Here is a 15450-nt window from a genome sequence, read left to right as displayed (position 1 = left end):
GCCAGCGTAAGGGAACGATATGGGCAATCCGCTATTCGACCAGCTTTTCGCGCCGCATCGGGGGAGCGATGCGGTGTTTCTGACGCTGCCGGACGGGCGGCAGATCACCTATGGCGGGTTTCTGGAGACCGTCGGGCGCTATGCCAACCTGTTGACGTGGCTGGGTTTGAAACCCGGTGATCGGGTGGCCGTGCAGATCGCGAAATCCCCTGAGGCTTTGGCCGTTTACGCCGCTTGCGTGCAGGCGGGGTTGGTGTTTTTGCCGCTTAACACGGCCTATACACCGGATGAGCTCGGCTACTTTGTCGGTGACAGCGAGGCCGGGTTGCTGATTTGCGACGATGCGGAGGTTGATGCTTTGCGGTCCGTCGCGGGTGAAGCGGCGGTCGAGACGCTGAATGCCGATGGGTCGGGCAGTTTTGCCGTGAAGGCATCGGAGACGTCCCCGGATTTCGCCACCGTCGCGCGGGATGAGGATGATCTGGCTGCGCTCCTCTACACCTCCGGTACGACGGGCCGGTCGAAAGGCGCGATGCTGAGCCAGCGCAACCTGTTGTCGAACGCGCGGATCTTAGCGGAGCATTGGCGGTTTACGGGCGATGATGTGCAGCTGCATGCATTGCCGATCTTTCATACGCATGGGCTGTTCGTGGCGACGAATATCGCGCTGCTGACGGGTGGGCAGATGATCTTTCTGCCGAAATTCGATCTGGATGCGGTCCTGCGGCTGTTGCCCCAGGCGACCGCGATGATGGGCGTGCCGACGTTCTATACGCGGCTTTTGTCGGATGATCGGTTTGATCGCGATCTGGTGCGGAACATGCGCCTGTTCATTTCGGGCAGCGCGCCGTTGCTGGCGGACACGCATGTGGCGTTCGAGGAACGGACAGGGCATCGCATTCTCGAACGGTACGGGATGACCGAGACGAACATGAACACGTCCAACCCTTACGATGGTGAGCGGCGTGCCGGGACCGTTGGAATGCCGCTGCCGGGGGTCGATCTGCAGATCATCGATGATCATAGCGACCCAGTTCCGCAAGGCGAAATCGGGCAGATCATCGTGCGCGGACCGAATGTGTTTCAGGGCTATTGGCGGATGCCCGAGAAGACGGCGGAGGAGTTGCGCGAGGATGGGTTCTTTCTGACCGGCGATCTGGGCTGTGTGGATGCGGATGGCTATGTCCAGATCGTGGGGCGGAGCAAAGACCTGATCATCTCGGGCGGATACAACGTTTATCCGAAAGAGGTAGAGTTGGTCTTGGATCAGGCCCCCGGCGTGTTGGAAAGCGCTGTGATCGGTGTGCCGCATCCTGATCTGGGGGAGGCGGTGCTGGGTGTTCTGGTGGCGGACGGCGGTGTGCTGGACGAAAGCGCCATTCTGGACGGGCTGCACCAAAGCCTCGCCCGGTTCAAACATCCCAAAGCGCTGACGGTTTTGCCGGAACTGCCCCGCAATGCCATGGGCAAGGTGCAGAAGAACATTCTACGCCAGGAACTCGCCGATTTCTTTGAAAGGGAGAGAGGTCAGCGACGCCGGGAAGAATGAAATGCTACTGAAAATGGACTCTGCCCGGGTGTTGCGCCCGGGTGACGCCGCTGACCTACCAACAGTAAATGTTGGTTGCCCTGTTTTGGCATGCGGCTGTGAAAGCAGCGTGAAAATGACCCCGGGTAAACGTGAAAAGGGCAGATATTCGGAAAAATTTCCTTAAATTAGTCCTGATTTCGTGACGCCCAGCAGGTCTGACGCCCGTAATGACGCTACCGGATAGCTGTCGCTGGCCATCAAGGCGAGCGAGAAATCGGGTTCGATGGTGTGCAGTTTTTGCAGGGCGTCGGCCGTTTTCAACTCATTTCCTTGCTGAAACTCCAATGCGGCCAGAAATCGCAGGGCGGGCCTGTAGTTGGGCGAATAACCGTGCGCCATCTTCGAAAAGCGCAGCGCTTCGGCCATCTTGCCCGCTCGCACGGCGCTGACCGCGCAGCGCATCAGCCAGGTGGCGGGGCTAAGCGCGGTGATGGGCCCGGCGCGTGCCTTGATCGCCTCTTGAAAAGCCTGCATGTCTTGCCCTGCCTCGGTCAGGGCCGACGACAGGCTGTAGCGGGACAGGGGGTTATGCGGGTCGGCCTGTTCGGCTTGCCCGGCAAGGTCCAGCGCGAGGTCCACGTTCCGGTTGCGGCATGCGATCATTGACGCGACGGACAGGATGACGGCGTTTTGCGGGGCGAGCGAGAGTGCCCTCGTCGCCAGGTCCGTGGCCTCGGCCAGTGTTTCGCGTGGATCATCGGTGAACCGTTCCAGCAGCATCGTGTTGCGGATATAGGCGCGCAGTGCAAGGCGGATCGCATCGCTGTGCTGGTCGTTTTCATGGGCAAGCAGACCGTCGGCAATCTGCAGACGGTTCTCGGCAAAGCTGAATACATCGCGGAGCGACAGTATTTCGGCCAGCGGATCATCGGTGGCAGGACCCCAGCCCGCATTCAGAATGGCCAGGGTCAGGGCCCCGGTCAGCGCATCGAACTGACCCCCGAGGTTTTGGATCGAGCCGGTGACGGTGCGGTTCCAGATTTGCTGATTGGCGGCGCGGCGCTTGAGGGTGAATTGCAGGTTGGCCATCTGCGGGATGCCCGTCGCGTGGCAGGACAGTTCCAGCGCGAAAGGCGGCGCGTCGGCCGATGCGTCGCCCTGCAGGATCGTCGCGGGCACAAAGGATGCCGCGCGTGCGGCCCCGTCGCGCAGGATCATTTCCGCCAAGGCCGCGATGTCGGATTGGGTCGCTTTCGACGGCTGGATGACGAGGACAAGGTCGTGTGTAGCGACCGCTTCAGGTATGGATTTTCGCCACTTCGCAGCGAAATACTGTCGTTGTTCGCGCAGCCAATCGTCGAATTCGGGGTCACGGATATCCAGGTCTTCGGCAAATTCCACCAGATCAGGGTTGCCTTGCCGACCGGGCACCAGATCGACGTCAACCCGCGCCTCGTCCAGTGCTGCCCAGCCAGCGCCGGAGAGCAGCGCATCGCGGTAAGTCGCGAAACTGCGCCTGATTTCGGTCAGCGCCTGCCGCAGGCTGGCAGCGCCCTGCTCCTGTCCCCGATCGCTCCATAACCGGTCCTGCAGCTTGGCCCGGCTTGCCCGCAGCTGGTGCGACGTGCCGAGGATCGCCAGCAGTCCCCGGCTTTTCATACTGGCCGGAGTGAGGTCCTGCTGATGCGGACCCATGACCGTCACGGGCCCGGCCAGATGAAGCGTGATGTCCTTCATAACAGCAGGATTGTGCGCCTTTCAGCGGAATGCGCAACGGAATTAGTGTTTGCACAAAACGACATACCGCCCCTACACTTGCATTATCCGGGACGCTGCGCGCCCATTTTTTCGTGCGGCACGCTATTTTAAAGGGGATTGGATTTGTCATTTCTGAATGCCGAAAACGCTGAAAACGCCGAGAATGCAGAGAACGCGGAAAATGCCGAGGGGCGGGGCCGCATGGGTCATACCGGTGGGCGGGCCTCACCGCTTTTGTCTACGGCTTTGGCCCGGGCGCGGGACAGTATCATCGGGACCGAACTGGTCGAAGGCGCGCTGGGGCAGGTGAAAGAGATACCTTTGGGCGATCGTCTGGCGCGTTTGTCGCCCGGGCATCGATCGGCGGCGCTGAGTGCGGAATTGTTGGGCGATCTGACTTTCAGCGGGGATGCGACATCGTCCACCGTTCACGCGCGATCCGCGGTAGGGGAAGAGGGCGGCAAGATCACAGCCACCTTTGCGCCGCTCGCGAGCCTGCACCGCCCGTCTGACGAAGACTTCAAACGTGATCTGTCCCTTGTCGCCAACTATGCCGACCTGCGCGGTGATCGGCTGGCCGAGGTGCATACGCAGCTGACCGATGTTTTGTCGTTCTTCGGCTCGATCGTTTATCTGCAGCCGCATCGCGCGAAATGGATCATCGCGCTTTTGAATGCGGGGCTGGATCTGGCAACGGTTGTGTCGCAGCAGATGAAACTGGCGCTGGGTTGCCCACGCCCGATTGTCTTTTCGTCGCAGCTGCAGCCCATGATCCAGACGCCCGATCACGGGACTTATCCCAGCGGGCATGCGACGCAGGCCTTTATGGTCGCCACGATCCTGACTGAACTGGATGGGGGCAACGGGGCCGTGCTGCCCGACAGCCAACTGTTCCGCATGGCGTCGCGCATCGCGATCAACCGCACAGTCGCCGGTGTCCATTTCCCATCTGACAGCGCGGCGGGGGCGATGCTGGGGATTACTTTGGGTCACTACTTTGTCGCCCGCGCCAAGGGCGGCGGCCAGAAGGCCTTGCATCGCAGCTTCCACGGCGCGCGGTACAAGGATGGCGAGGCGGCGCGCGATTTCCATTATGAAGAGCTGCGCAAGCTGCTTGATCCACCGGTCGATCTGGCCGAGGAGGCGCGCCCTGCGACGACGGGTGCTGATTTCGTTGTGCAGGATGCGCCGCTTTTGGCGTCGATCTGGACCCGCGCCGCGGAAGAATGGGCGCAGAGATGGCGTTGAAATGGGTCAAACCCGACCCTTCGCGGGCTGCCACGTTTTCTGCCAACGATTCACCTTATGGCCATTTCTGGTTGGATCAGCAGAACATCGCGGCCCCCCGTAATCGGGTCGACGTCAAACAGCGCAGCGTCGTGCAGGTGGCCGAACGGCTGGACCTGCGCCTTGACGATCTGATCAAACGGGCGTTCGAATAATGATCGCGACCGAGACATTCAGCACCTTTGCAGGCCTTCTGAACAATATGGATCAGTTCGCACAACCCGATACGATCCGATCTGATGTGGGCGATTATGATGCGTCGCTGGAGAGTGACCCGGCTCTGGCATTTCTCAGCGATGGCGCGATGCCGGACGACCTGTCGCAAACCGCGGTCATTGGGATCATCGATGATGCCGTGCCTTTCGCAAATCAGCGACTGACCATCGGCGGAAAGGATGCGCGCCTTGCCGGCATCTGGATGCAGGATGGGGCGGTGAAACACGCGCTGCATCCGGGTATCGGCGCTGATCTGCCCTTTGGCACCGAATTGCGTGGCGCGCAGATATCGGGTTTGCTGGATGATCTGGTCAATGGTCGCCTTGCGGATGAAGAAGCGATCTATCGCAAGGCAGGTGTTGTCGACTTTTCCCGTGGCAGCACGCAAAGCGCGGCGTTTTTCGGCAACCACGGCGCGGCGGTGGCCGATCTGGCGGCTGGGTTTTCGCCTGATGACGCGCTGGCGCGCAACTTTCCGGTCATGGCCGTCAGTTTGCCGCCAGAGGTGACGCGGGACACGCTGGGCACCTTTGCGCCGGTCTATATCCTGACGGCGATCCTCTATCTGATCCAGCGCACCCGGCGGCTATGCAAATGGTTGGAAAGCAAGCATGGCTCACCGGTCCGTCTGCCGCTGATCATCAATATCAGCTATGGCATTCTGGCCGGGGCCAAGGATGGCAGTTCGCTGGTCGAACGTTTTCAGGACGCGGTCAGCGACAATGACCATCCTGAGGTGGGGCCGATCCACTTTGTCCTGCCCATGGGCAATCACCGGCAGTCACAGACACATGCCGTGTTGCAGGCCGATGGGGCGGATAAGTTGGATTGGGAGCTGAAACCCGACGACAACACACCCAGTTTCGTGGAAATCTGGGGGCCGATGCGGGATAGCCCCGAACCGCCCGAGGCTTGCATGCAACTGGTGCTTGGACGCGGGGCCGGGGATTTGGAGCGGACTGGTTTCACCACCCACGGCACATTTGAAGACCTGCGGCAGAACGGGCGTCCGGCTGGCAGGGCGTATCTGCAATATCGCAGGTTTGGTGGGGGCGGCCGCGAAGTGGTCACGCTTGCCATGTATCCTACGCTGCCGTCGTTGCCCGGCGCCGATTATGTTCAGCCGGGCCTGGTGCGGATCGGTGCGGTTTTGCCCGATGGCGATGCGGTCGATGCGTATATCCAGCGCGACGATTCCATCCGCCGATTTCGGTCGGGTGGGCGGCAGTCGAAGTTTCTTGATCCGGGATATCAAACCCATGACCCTGCAGGCCGCGAACTACCCTTTGACCAACGCGGTGCGGATACGAGCGTGATCCGCGCTGGCACGGTGAATGCCTTTGCCTGCGGGTTCAACCAGATCAGGGTTGGCGGCACTTATGGCGATGAAGATACCGTCGATGGCCAGCCGACAGGTGATGTCGTGCATTATTCCGGGCTGGGTCTTGTGGGTGATGGGCGGATCATCACCGGCGACGTGACCGCGCCTGCCGATCGCAGCCGTATCCGCCCCGGGATCGTGACGATGGGCGCGCTGTCGGGTAGCCGTCAGGCCGTATCGGGCACGAGCATGTCGGCCCCCAGCGTGACAATGTCGCTGGCCCGCATCCTTGCCGAACAGCCCGATGGTTTTGAAGTGACGCCGCAAAACATCGCCGCCGTCTTGCGTGGTGGTCCACGTCCGCGCACCGCTGGGCCGCAGAATACCAAGGGGACCAAACGGTTCTAGGCTTTGTTTCAAAGGAACGTGAATTGCTTGGTGGCCTGACCTATGGTCAACTTTAGTAAGGGGGGCTGATATGAAACGATTTTTGGCGGCAATGGCCGCGCTGACGCTCGCGACACCGGCCTTTGCGGCTGAGGGTGAGCGGATCAGCGTGAAGGGCGAAATCATCGATACGTGGTGTTACTTTTCGGGCGTCATGGGTGGCCCCGACGCCGTTGTGGGCACGGCGCATCACACTTGCGCGCTGTGGTGTTCGGCCGGTGGTATTCCGGTGGGCCTGCTGGCAGAGGACGGAACCGTTTACATGGTGCTCAAGATCGAAGACAGCGCAGATAGCGCCAGTGGTGACACACAACTGCGCCTTGCCAGTCACGTGATCGAGGCGGACGGGCTGCTGTATGAACGCGATGGTCTGAACTATCTGATCGTCGAAGAGGTCGTGAATGATCTCGATATTCAGGTCCTGAGCCATGACAGCTATGGTCCCGTGCCACCATTCGCCATACCGGGGGCGGATCAATGAAGCATTTCATGATGACATGCGCGGCGTGCCTGCCGCTGACCGCGACCGCCCAGAATTTCGAAGAAGGGTCCGAGGCACGGTCTTGGAACCTCTACGCCGAAATCCCGGCCCGGTTCGAGGCGACCGTAGTGGATATCCTTTGCGAGCTGACCGAGGATTGCCCGGAGAATTGCGGTGATGGGAACCGGCAGTTGGGTCTGGTGCGCAGCGTGGATGATGTGCTGGTGTTCCCGAACAAGAACAGCCAACCGGCCTTTACCGGCGCGGTGAAGGAGCTGCTTCCTTATTGCGGTCAGGTGGTTGAGGTGGATGGTCTGCTGCTGGAAGACGAATTCGTGGGTGCCAAGAATATCTACCTTGTCCAGACGATCCGCGCAGCGGGTGAGGATGAATGGGTGAAGGCCAATACCTGGACCAAGAAATGGCAAGAGGCGCACCCCGAAGCTGCGGGCGGTGGTCCATGGTTCCGACGGGATCCGCGTATTCTGGCCGAGATCGCCGAAGAAGGCTATTTCGGGCTGGGCCTTGAGCAAGACGAGGAAATCAAGGACTTCCTGTTCGAATGAGGCTGGCGCTGGCATTTGCGCTCATGGCTGGCCCCGCGCTGGCCGAGGGTTTTCCGTTCAACATCGGCGGGCCGTTCGCCCTGACGGATCAGCGCGGTGAGACGCGGACACAGGCGGATCCGGACGGGCACTTTCAGCTATTGTTCTTCGGCTATGCGAATTGCGAACAGATCTGTTCCGCCGCACTGCCGATGATGGCAGATATCGTGGATGAGGTGGCCGAAACTGCCAAGGTCAAACCGGTGATGATCACCGTCGATCCGGCGCGCGACACCGTGGAAAGCATCGGCGCTGATCTGGAATACTATCACCCGGAGTTTGTGGGCCTGACGGGTACAGAGGATGCGTTGCAGGTCGCCTATGACGCCTTCTCGGTCGAGCGCGAGGTCTTGTTCACCGACCCGGCAGGCGGTGATGTGCTGGCCCATGGCAGCTTTCTCTACCTGCTGGATGGGGCAGGGGACGTTCTGACCCTGATCCCGCCGGTCATGGATGTGGATCAGGCGGTCGGGATCGTTATGCCTTATCTGTTGGCCGCGAAATGAGCTTGACGCGCTGGATCGTCATCGGCGCTATGACGATCGCCGGTGCATTGGGCGTTGTCGCCTGGGCGAACCCGAACCTCGCCTATTCGCTGCTGACGGAAGAGGTCGATGGCGAAACACTGACCGCGCCCGAAGCGCATGAAGCCGCCGTCGCAGGCGACATCTTTCTGATCGATATCCGCCGCCCGGATGAATGGGCGGCCACCGGCAGCGGCGAGGGGGCGCATCGGCTGGATATGCGCCGCGACGACTTCACCAAGGCGTTGACCGAGATCGCCATGGACAAGGACGCCCCTATCGCGCTGATCTGCGCCCGCGGTGTCCGGTCGGCCCGCACAGCAAACCGGCTGATGGAGGCTGGCTTCACCAACATCATCGACGTCCCGGAAGGCATGCTGGGTTCGACCGTCGGACCGGGTTGGCTGCGGCGCGGGTTGCCTGTGGTGAAGACCCCCTAGATGCAGCGATTGATCGGTTTCCTTGCCGCGATGACGATTGCGGACGCGGCAAATGCCGGATGTGCAAACGACCCTGACCCCTGCGCGCTCGACAATGGCACGTACCACATTGCCTTGCCGGATGAGGCAAAGGACGCCCCCGCGCTGATCTGGTTACACGGTGCCGGCGGCTCTGGCGTGGGTGCGGTTCGGAACAACGGCATGGTCGACCAGTTCCTCGACCGCGGTTATGCCTTTATCGGGGTCGATGGTCACGAACGACCGGAAAGCCGTTTTGGCGCGGGCTGGTACTTTTACCCTGACAGGCCGCAAAACCGGGACGATATCGCGTTTATCGCCGCCGTCGCTGATGATGCCGCCGCCCGGTTCGATCTGGACCGGTCGCGGATGGTGCTGGCGGGATTTTCCATCGGCGGATCGATGACCAGCTACCTCGCCTGTGCGACGCCTGATGCCTTCATGGCCTACGCGCCGGTTGGTGGATCTTTCTGGAAGCCCGAGCCAACGGATTGCAACGGCCCGGTGCGGCTGCTGCACACCCATGGCTGGCGCGATCAGACTGTGCCGCTGGAGGGGCGCCCGCTGGGTGGCGGGCGCATCTATCAGGGCGATGTCTGGCAGGCGATGCAGGTTTGGCGGGCCGAGAATGGGTGCGACCAGTTACGCCCTGATGATTTCGAGATCACCGATGATTATTGGCGGCGCATCTGGCAGGATTGTCAGCCGGGGACGGCGCTGGAATTCGCATTGCATCCGGGCGGTCACGGCATCCCGCGCGGCTGGTCAGCAATGGTGCTGGATTGGGTTGGCGGGCTGTGAGCCTATTCCGCCGGGAACTGGGTGCCAGCTTCCAACGCACGCGCGGCATGCCGTCGCTCGACCATCGCGCGGCGGATGATCGGTGGTGCATTGATGATCTCTGGCGTGCCCATGTAACGCGCGGCCCAGCGGCGCTTGGATAGGTCCACGCCGCTGAGGGCGGAAAGCGGGATTGCCAGTGCGAGGCTGAGTGCGATGGGCAGCAACCACAGGGTTACCAGCCCATAGGCCATGCCTAACAGCGCAGCCCAGCCCATCAGCGTTTCGACCCAATGGAACTTGGCCATATCACCCCAAGAATAAGCACCACCGCGCCGGTTTTGCGGGTTCCAGTGGACCTTGATGCCGAGGAATTTGAACAGCACAGCTTTGGTCTGCTGCACCATCATCACCGGCGCATAGGCGATGGACAGGATCACCTCGACTGAGACCGACAGAAGGAACTGTCCGATGCCGCCCATATCGCGCAGGCGCAGGCCCGCCTTGTGGATGACCCCGGCGCCGAGCACTTTCGGGGCGAGCAGCATTGCGTACATGAAAACAAGGATGGCGAGGCTGTTGCCCATCGTCATCTCGGGCCAGTTCACCTGTGCGTCGTAGCCGCTGAAATAGCGGACGACGTTGTCCTGTTTGCCTTCGCCGACCATCGCCCAGATGATCAAAAGCGTAAACCATGCGGGTGACATCAGGTATCCCATGGCCCCGCTTATCAGGTGAAAGCGCGACATGGCATGGAAGCCGCGCGAGGACAGCAAGCTGAGATGCTGCAGGTTCCCCTGACACCAGCGGCGGTCGCGCAGGATATAGTCGATGAGCGTCGCGGGGACCTCTTCATAGCTGCCTTGGACGCGGGGCAGGAAGCGGACCGCCCAGCCGGCACGGCGGAGCAGCCCGGCCTCGACGAAATCGTGGCTGAGGATCAGATCGCCCTTGCCGTTCCGCATCCGGGGCAGGCCCGCGCAGGACGCGAAGGCGCGGGTGCGGATGATCGCGTTATGGCCCCAGTAATTGCCCTCTTGGTCGGTCCAGCGGCTGAGGCCCTCTGCCAATGGCGCACCATAGACGCGGTTCGAGAATTGCTGGACGCGGGCAAAGAGTGTCCGCGCGCCGAAGATCGTGGGGAAGGACTGGATCAGACCAGCGGCGGGCTCAGCGGCCAATGCATCGGTCAGTGCGACAATCGCCTCACCGCTCATCAGGCTGTCGGCATCAAGCACCAGCATGGCGTCATAGCCGCCGCCCCAGCGCTCGACCCAGTTGGCGAGGTTGCCGACCTTGCGATCGATATTCAGAAGGCGACGGCGATAGAAGATATTCGCATCGGGCAAGCGGTTGCGCAGGTTGTAGAACGCGCGCTGTTCGAGCGCAGCGATGCCTTCATCCGTCGTGTCGGACAGGATGAACAACGAATAGCGGTGCGTCGTGTCGTATTCGCCCAGCGCCCGCATCATCGCGGCGGCATTGCCGAAGACGTCGGAAGGTGCCTCATTATAAACCGGGACCAGCAGCGCCACATTCTGCGGCGCGCCGACGGTTCCATCGGCGGCCTGTCGGGTTTTCAGGAACAGGCTGCTGATGCCGACCAAGGTTGTTGAGAGCGACAAGGCGATCCAGAAGAACGTGACCGTGATCAGGCCGATGATTGCATATTCCAGCGGGTAAAGGCCCGCCATCGCGAACCAATCGACGATCAGGCCGATGACGACAAAGGTGATGAGGATCGCGGGCGCAAAGGCGAACAGTCGCCACCACCGTGTCATCGCCTGATCCACCGCGCCCGGCGCGGTTTCGTCCCGGTGCGGTTTGTTCAGCACCTGGATCGGGCGCGCCAGCGGCATTTCCGGCGGCATGGTGGGGGGAGGGGTCACGCCGTCCATCGGTATAACCATACTTCGGTCACAGGTTTGCCGTCGCGATAAAGCTGCGCGCGCAGGTCGATGAACCGCGCATCACCCGGCAGGATCGAAAAATTCATGCGCAGCCCGCCAGTTCCGGGGTTCTTCTGCAGGATCGCGGGCGAAACTTCACCCGACGTCCCGCGCAGGATGATGTTGACGTCCTCGACGTCGCCTTCCAGATCAGGATGCGGGGCAAAATCAATCGCGATGACCGTCTTGATCTGGTCAAAGCCCTTGCCGATGCGCGTATTGATCACGCGCGCCACGTCGGGCAGGCCGTCGGGTTCATCACCCCAGGCCATGTTATAGGTGAAGTCCTGTCGCGCACCCGTCGGCATTGGCGCGCGCGGGCGCCAATAGGCGACGATGTTATCATAGATTTCTTTGTCCGCCGGGATCTCGACCAGTTCGACGGCGCCCTCGCCCCAAGCCTCGCCCGGTGTGATCCAAAGTGACGGGCGCGCCTCATAATGCGCCTCGAGATCGGCATAGCTTTCGGGGTCGCGATCCCGCTGCATCAGGCCAAAGCCTTGGGGGTTCTTATCCACAAAGGCGCTAACCTCAACGCGCGCATGATTGCCCAATGCGCGCCACAACCGTTCGCCATTCCCGTTGACGATCATCAGCCCTTCGCTGTCATGCACGGCGGGGCGGAAATCGTCGAAGCGGTGACGATTGGTTTCGTCAAAAAGGAACATCGATGTGAGCGAACCCAAACCCACATGGGTCAGGTCCACGCGGGGGAACAGCGTTGCGGTCACCTGCATGCGGGTCGTCGCACCGGGTGTGATCGCAAACTGATAGGCACCGGTAACCGATGGGCTATCGAGCAAGGCATGCAAGATGTATTCGCTGGTGCCATGAGCCGGCGCCTCGATCCAGAAGTCGGTGAAATCGGGGAATTCCTCGCCATTCGGGTCAGCTGTGCGCAGGGCCAAGCCGCGGGCGGACAGCCCGTAGGTCTGGCCGTTACCGATGGCGCGGAAGTAGCTTGCGCCCTGGAAGACAGCAAATTCCTCGAAGATTTCGGGTTTGTTCAGCTCTGCCCGCAGGCGCAGGCCGGAATAGCCCATGGTCTCATCGATCGGTAGGTCGGGGAACTGATCGGTGCGGTCGAAGAGAGAGATGTCGTACTCGAGGGTTGTGGCTTGCCCGTTTTCGACCAGATGGATCTTGACGGGGCGTTCGACATAAAGCCCGGCGGTGAACAGGTCGATATGCAGCGGGCGTTCCGTATCGGTCCAGATGCCTTTCTGCGAATTGAACCAGATATGCTGGAACTCGTCATAGGTCAGCTCGCGCCACGGCTCGGGGATTAGCGGGCGGGCGACATAGTCTGATTTCGACAATTCCTCGGCGCGGCCAATCAGCCAATCGCGTGAAAACCCTTGCGCCTCACCGCGCGCGGGCGAGGCGGCTGCTGCCGCCATCAGTGCCATAAATGTCCGACGATCTATCATGTCTTCGCTGGCCCCCGCCAAGGTTGGCTTTTGAACCATGCGGCGCCGTAAGCGGTGGCGAGCAGGATCGCGAAGCCGATCACATTCCAAAATGCCGTCGGCCACGGATCGTTCCCTGTCATGTCCAACGCAAAGCCCAAAAGGCGCGACAGCACGATGGAAACGAGGAAAACGGCCAAAGATTGCTGACCCACCTTGGTGATTTGCGCAACAATCCCCCGCCACAGCTTGGCCCCTGCGGACGCACCTTTGGCCATCAAATGCCGTCCCTGCGGCCCGGCGATGACCCAGCCGAAATAAGCGATGGCGAGGAAGTGGATATAACGGATGACTCCGCCATCGGTCTTGGTGATCCACATCCGGTTGTCGCTGCGCCATTCCCGCGCCCAGTCTGCGCCCAGTTCGCGCATGGCGACGCTGGACACGGTGAAACTGGCGATCAGAACGATGGCTACGAGGCCAATCATCAAAGCATTGACCGGTGGTGCAGGGATCCAGCCCCGCATCAAGGCGAAACCGGTGAAAAAGACAAGCTGCCAGGCGAAGGGGTTGAAGAACCAGGGACGGTCCGACCACGGCTCTGCCGGAAGGTCGATTTCCAGCCAGCCGATGCCGATCGCGTCGAGGATACCGCCCTGACCCATGAACCAGACGATGCCGACGAAAGCCGCAACCAGCCACAGGCTGACATTGGACAGCGCCATCACGATCGGCACCATCAGCAGGATCATCATGTACATCGGCAGGATGTCGAAGAAATTCGGCACGTAGGTCAGCGTGAAGAGACCCACGAGGTTTTGCCCCGGCTCTTCAAAGAACCGGCCAAGGTTCAGCGACCCGACATAGCTTTTCTCGAAATCGCCGTACTGATCAATGGCCACCAGCATCATCGCGGTGAACAGGAATGTTGCGATATGGGCCCAGTAAATCTGCCAACAACGGAACAGGATGCGTGAAGTCCCGAGCAGCCAGCCGCGCCGGTCATAGGTCCGCCCGAAGGCCACGGCAGAGGCCATGCCCGAGCAGAACACGAAAATCTCGGCGGCGTCTGAAAACCCGAACCGTGCCGGAATCCACTGGTTCCACCAGTTCCCGGGCGTGTGGGCCATCAGGATGATGAACATCGCCATCCCGCGATAAAAGTCCAGCCGCGGATCGCGGACGCTTTGCGCTGGCGTTGGGATCGCACCGGTGGCCGTCATATTGGGCGTCATCTTCATGTCACTGACCGGTGCGAGGGATTTCAAGCGACGACGTGCGCCGCACCACCGGCAGCGCGGCGCCCATCTGAGATCAGCTTTTGCCGCGCTGCAGCGTAGCCGTCAATACGACCGTTGCGCTGGGCGGTCCGTTTGGCAAGAATCGCCTCTGCCTCATCCAGATAACCGGCCCGGATGCCGCTATCGATCGTCAGGCGCTCAAACACATCGCGCTGGGCATGGCTGCCGCCTGCGGCTTGCAAGTTCTTGTTGGCTTGGGCGAGGTTGACGAAAGCGGTTTCGAACTGCGCTTCGCCAAAGGCCTCGAGACCTGTTGCCGCGGCCATTCCGGGGCAGGCCATCGCCTTTTGCATGTCGGTCCGGCTTTCTTTGGCGTCGCGATGCAGGCGGCCCATCATCGAGGTGATCGCGTCATCACGCTTGCCGCCGACAAGGGCGAGCAGATAGTGCAGGTCAGCGAAAATCAGACAGCCATCCTCGGTGCGGTTGGCGGACAGGTCCGCTAATTCGTCCCAACGGTCGCCAACATCGATGCCGTCCAGCTCCAACCGGCTCAGCAGCGATGTTGCGTTCGAGATATCGCGATAATCGTCTGTTTTGTCCTTGCGGATCTGTTGGTCGTAGAGGTCGAGCACAACCTCTTTCTCGCCCAGATCGAGGTGCATCAGCGCCTTGTGCCACCACACGTGATAGCGGAAATTGTTGCAATGGGCCCAGGCCTCTTCCCGACCGGTCAGCCACTTGATCCCGCCGGCGGCATCGGCGGTCATGTCGTGAACATGGGCCACAGCATGCAAGCCCCAGGCGTCATCGGGGGCGAGCAGCAACGCCTCACGCCCTGCAATCTGTGCTTGATTATAGGCGCCTGTTTCTTCCAAAGCGAAGGCGTGACAGCCCAGTAAATAGCCATAGCCCACATGTGTGTTGGAATAAGCTGGTCGGACTTTTTCGATCATCCGGCGCATGCCGGTGCTGTCGCCAAAAACAAAGCGCAGGGCATGGTCGAGTTTCAGTGCGAAAATATCGGTCGGATTGTCATCGATAGCGGCTTCGAAATGGAGCAATGCCTTTAGCGGCTGCCCGGCCATCCACTCGCGCAGGGCGTTCAAGAAATGCATCTCGCGTTTGCTGATCGGTTGCGCCTTGGCACCCGCCTCGGCGGCGGCAAAAGCCTCTTCCGCGGTTGCCAGCAACTCTCGCCGGCCCAGCAGGATGTAGAACATTGCCTTCGCCACATGACCCAGCACAAAATGCGGCTCTGCCTCGATCGTCACACCCAGATGCGTAGGTGTGCTCGCCCCATGGGCGAGAAATGCAAGCTGCGTCTTGTTCCAGCTGTCGAGCGCCTTGGCGTCCGTCAGCGTGGTCTCTTGCCCGAAAATATCCTGCATTATCCGATCCGTCCGCTGGTAGATGTCAGTTGTGCGTAGCAGTCACATTGGG

Annotated in this window: 14 protein-coding genes; 9 read left to right on the top strand and 5 right to left on the bottom strand. The window is 61.1% G+C overall.

Annotated features, from left to right (window positions below; translation table 11 throughout):
* Nucleotides 1–19 precede the first annotated feature (19 nt).
* A complete protein-coding gene (locus tag V8J85_RS08470; RefSeq protein WP_339953289.1) occupies nt 20–1549 on the top strand; it encodes a malonate--CoA ligase in 1530 nt (509 codons plus the stop codon).
* A 162-nt stretch (nt 1550–1711) separates the two neighbouring features.
* Here the strand turns inward: V8J85_RS08470 and V8J85_RS08465 are convergent, their stop codons facing one another.
* Nucleotides 1712–3268, bottom strand: a complete 1557-nt coding sequence (locus tag V8J85_RS08465) for a hypothetical protein (RefSeq protein WP_339953288.1) — start codon at nt 3266–3268, stop codon at nt 1712–1714.
* Nucleotides 3269–3412: 144 nt separating this feature from the next.
* Between V8J85_RS08465 and V8J85_RS08460 the strand changes: the two genes are divergently transcribed.
* The 8 genes from V8J85_RS08460 (at nt 3413) to V8J85_RS08425 (ending at nt 9429) form a co-directional block, all read left to right on the top strand.
* The gene (locus V8J85_RS08460) at nt 3413–4537 is read left to right on the top strand and encodes a phosphatase PAP2 family protein (protein WP_339953287.1); all 1125 of its coding nucleotides are present in this window, start codon (nt 3413–3415) and stop codon (nt 4535–4537) included.
* A complete protein-coding gene (locus V8J85_RS08455; RefSeq protein WP_339953286.1) occupies nt 4528–4731 on the top strand; it encodes a hypothetical protein in 204 nt (67 codons plus the stop codon). Before V8J85_RS08460 ends, V8J85_RS08455 begins: the two co-directional genes overlap by 10 nt.
* On the top strand, nt 4731–6521 hold the full coding sequence (locus tag V8J85_RS08450) for a S8 family serine peptidase (RefSeq protein WP_339953285.1): 1791 nt from the start codon (nt 4731–4733) through the stop codon (nt 6519–6521). Before V8J85_RS08455 ends, V8J85_RS08450 begins: the two co-directional genes overlap by 1 nt.
* A gap of 70 nt (nt 6522–6591) precedes the next feature.
* Entirely contained in the window at nt 6592–7041 is a 450-nt protein-coding gene (locus V8J85_RS08445; RefSeq protein WP_339953284.1) for a hypothetical protein, read from the top strand.
* Entirely contained in the window at nt 7038–7607 is a 570-nt protein-coding gene (locus V8J85_RS08440) for a hypothetical protein (RefSeq protein WP_339953283.1), read from the top strand. The genes V8J85_RS08445 and V8J85_RS08440 overlap by 4 nt, the downstream gene beginning before the upstream one ends.
* Nucleotides 7604–8152 (top strand): SCO family protein, encoded by a 549-nt coding sequence (locus tag V8J85_RS08435; RefSeq protein ID WP_339953282.1) that lies wholly within the window; start codon nt 7604–7606, stop codon nt 8150–8152. Before V8J85_RS08440 ends, V8J85_RS08435 begins: the two co-directional genes overlap by 4 nt.
* On the top strand, nt 8149–8610 hold the full coding sequence (locus V8J85_RS08430; RefSeq protein WP_339953281.1) for a rhodanese-like domain-containing protein: 462 nt from the start codon (nt 8149–8151) through the stop codon (nt 8608–8610). Before V8J85_RS08435 ends, V8J85_RS08430 begins: the two co-directional genes overlap by 4 nt.
* A complete protein-coding gene (locus V8J85_RS08425) occupies nt 8611–9429 on the top strand; it encodes a prolyl oligopeptidase family serine peptidase (RefSeq protein WP_339953280.1) in 819 nt (272 codons plus the stop codon).
* Between the two features lie 2 nt (nt 9430–9431).
* On the opposite strand, the gene mdoH is transcribed toward V8J85_RS08425, so the two are convergent.
* Genes mdoH through V8J85_RS08405 form a run of 4 tightly spaced genes read right to left on the bottom strand, consistent with a single transcriptional unit; the run spans nt 9432 to nt 15401 of the window.
* Nucleotides 9432–11306, bottom strand: coding sequence for a glucans biosynthesis glucosyltransferase MdoH (gene mdoH, locus V8J85_RS08420; protein ID WP_339953279.1), 1875 nt, complete (start codon nt 11304–11306; stop codon nt 9432–9434).
* Nucleotides 11294–12826 carry a glucan biosynthesis protein gene (locus V8J85_RS08415; RefSeq protein WP_339953278.1) on the bottom strand — a complete coding sequence of 511 codons (1533 nt, stop codon included), beginning with the start codon at nt 12824–12826 and terminating at the stop codon, nt 11294–11296. Before V8J85_RS08415 ends, mdoH begins: the two co-directional genes overlap by 13 nt.
* A complete protein-coding gene (locus V8J85_RS08410; RefSeq protein WP_339953277.1) occupies nt 12784–14007 on the bottom strand; it encodes an OpgC family protein in 1224 nt (407 codons plus the stop codon). Before V8J85_RS08410 ends, V8J85_RS08415 begins: the two co-directional genes overlap by 43 nt.
* A gap of 23 nt (nt 14008–14030) precedes the next feature.
* The gene (locus tag V8J85_RS08405) at nt 14031–15401 is read right to left on the bottom strand and encodes a tetratricopeptide repeat protein (RefSeq protein ID WP_339953494.1); all 1371 of its coding nucleotides are present in this window, start codon (nt 15399–15401) and stop codon (nt 14031–14033) included.
* Nucleotides 15402–15450 lie beyond the last annotated feature (49 nt).

The organism is Yoonia sp. 2307UL14-13 (assembly GCF_037572755.1).
Classification (GTDB): domain Bacteria; phylum Pseudomonadota; class Alphaproteobacteria; order Rhodobacterales; family Rhodobacteraceae; genus Yoonia.
This window is presented reverse-complemented; position numbering and strand designations above follow the sequence as displayed.

Bases quoted from the DNA above. Each gene is read 5' to 3' on its own strand.
- V8J85_RS08470 (WP_339953289.1), top strand. From the start codon at position 20: ATGGGCAATCCGCTATTCGACCAGCTTTTCGCGCCGCATCGGGGGAGC.
- V8J85_RS08465 (WP_339953288.1), bottom strand. From the start codon at position 3,268: ATGAAGGACATCACGCTTCATCTGGCCGGGCCCGTGACGGTCATGGGT.
- V8J85_RS08455 (WP_339953286.1), top strand. From the start codon at position 4,528: ATGGCGTTGAAATGGGTCAAACCCGACCCTTCGCGGGCTGCCACGTTT.
- V8J85_RS08450 (WP_339953285.1), top strand. From the start codon at position 4,731: ATGATCGCGACCGAGACATTCAGCACCTTTGCAGGCCTTCTGAACAAT.
- V8J85_RS08445 (WP_339953284.1), top strand. From the start codon at position 6,592: ATGAAACGATTTTTGGCGGCAATGGCCGCGCTGACGCTCGCGACACCG.
- V8J85_RS08440 (WP_339953283.1), top strand. From the start codon at position 7,038: ATGAAGCATTTCATGATGACATGCGCGGCGTGCCTGCCGCTGACCGCG.
- V8J85_RS08435 (WP_339953282.1), top strand. From the start codon at position 7,604: ATGAGGCTGGCGCTGGCATTTGCGCTCATGGCTGGCCCCGCGCTGGCC.
- V8J85_RS08430 (WP_339953281.1), top strand. From the start codon at position 8,149: ATGAGCTTGACGCGCTGGATCGTCATCGGCGCTATGACGATCGCCGGT.
- V8J85_RS08425 (WP_339953280.1), top strand. From the start codon at position 8,611: ATGCAGCGATTGATCGGTTTCCTTGCCGCGATGACGATTGCGGACGCG.
- mdoH (WP_339953279.1), bottom strand. From the start codon at position 11,306: ATGGACGGCGTGACCCCTCCCCCCACCATGCCGCCGGAAATGCCGCTG.
- V8J85_RS08415 (WP_339953278.1), bottom strand. From the start codon at position 12,826: ATGGTTCAAAAGCCAACCTTGGCGGGGGCCAGCGAAGACATGATAGAT.
- V8J85_RS08410 (WP_339953277.1), bottom strand. From the start codon at position 14,007: ATGAAGATGACGCCCAATATGACGGCCACCGGTGCGATCCCAACGCCA.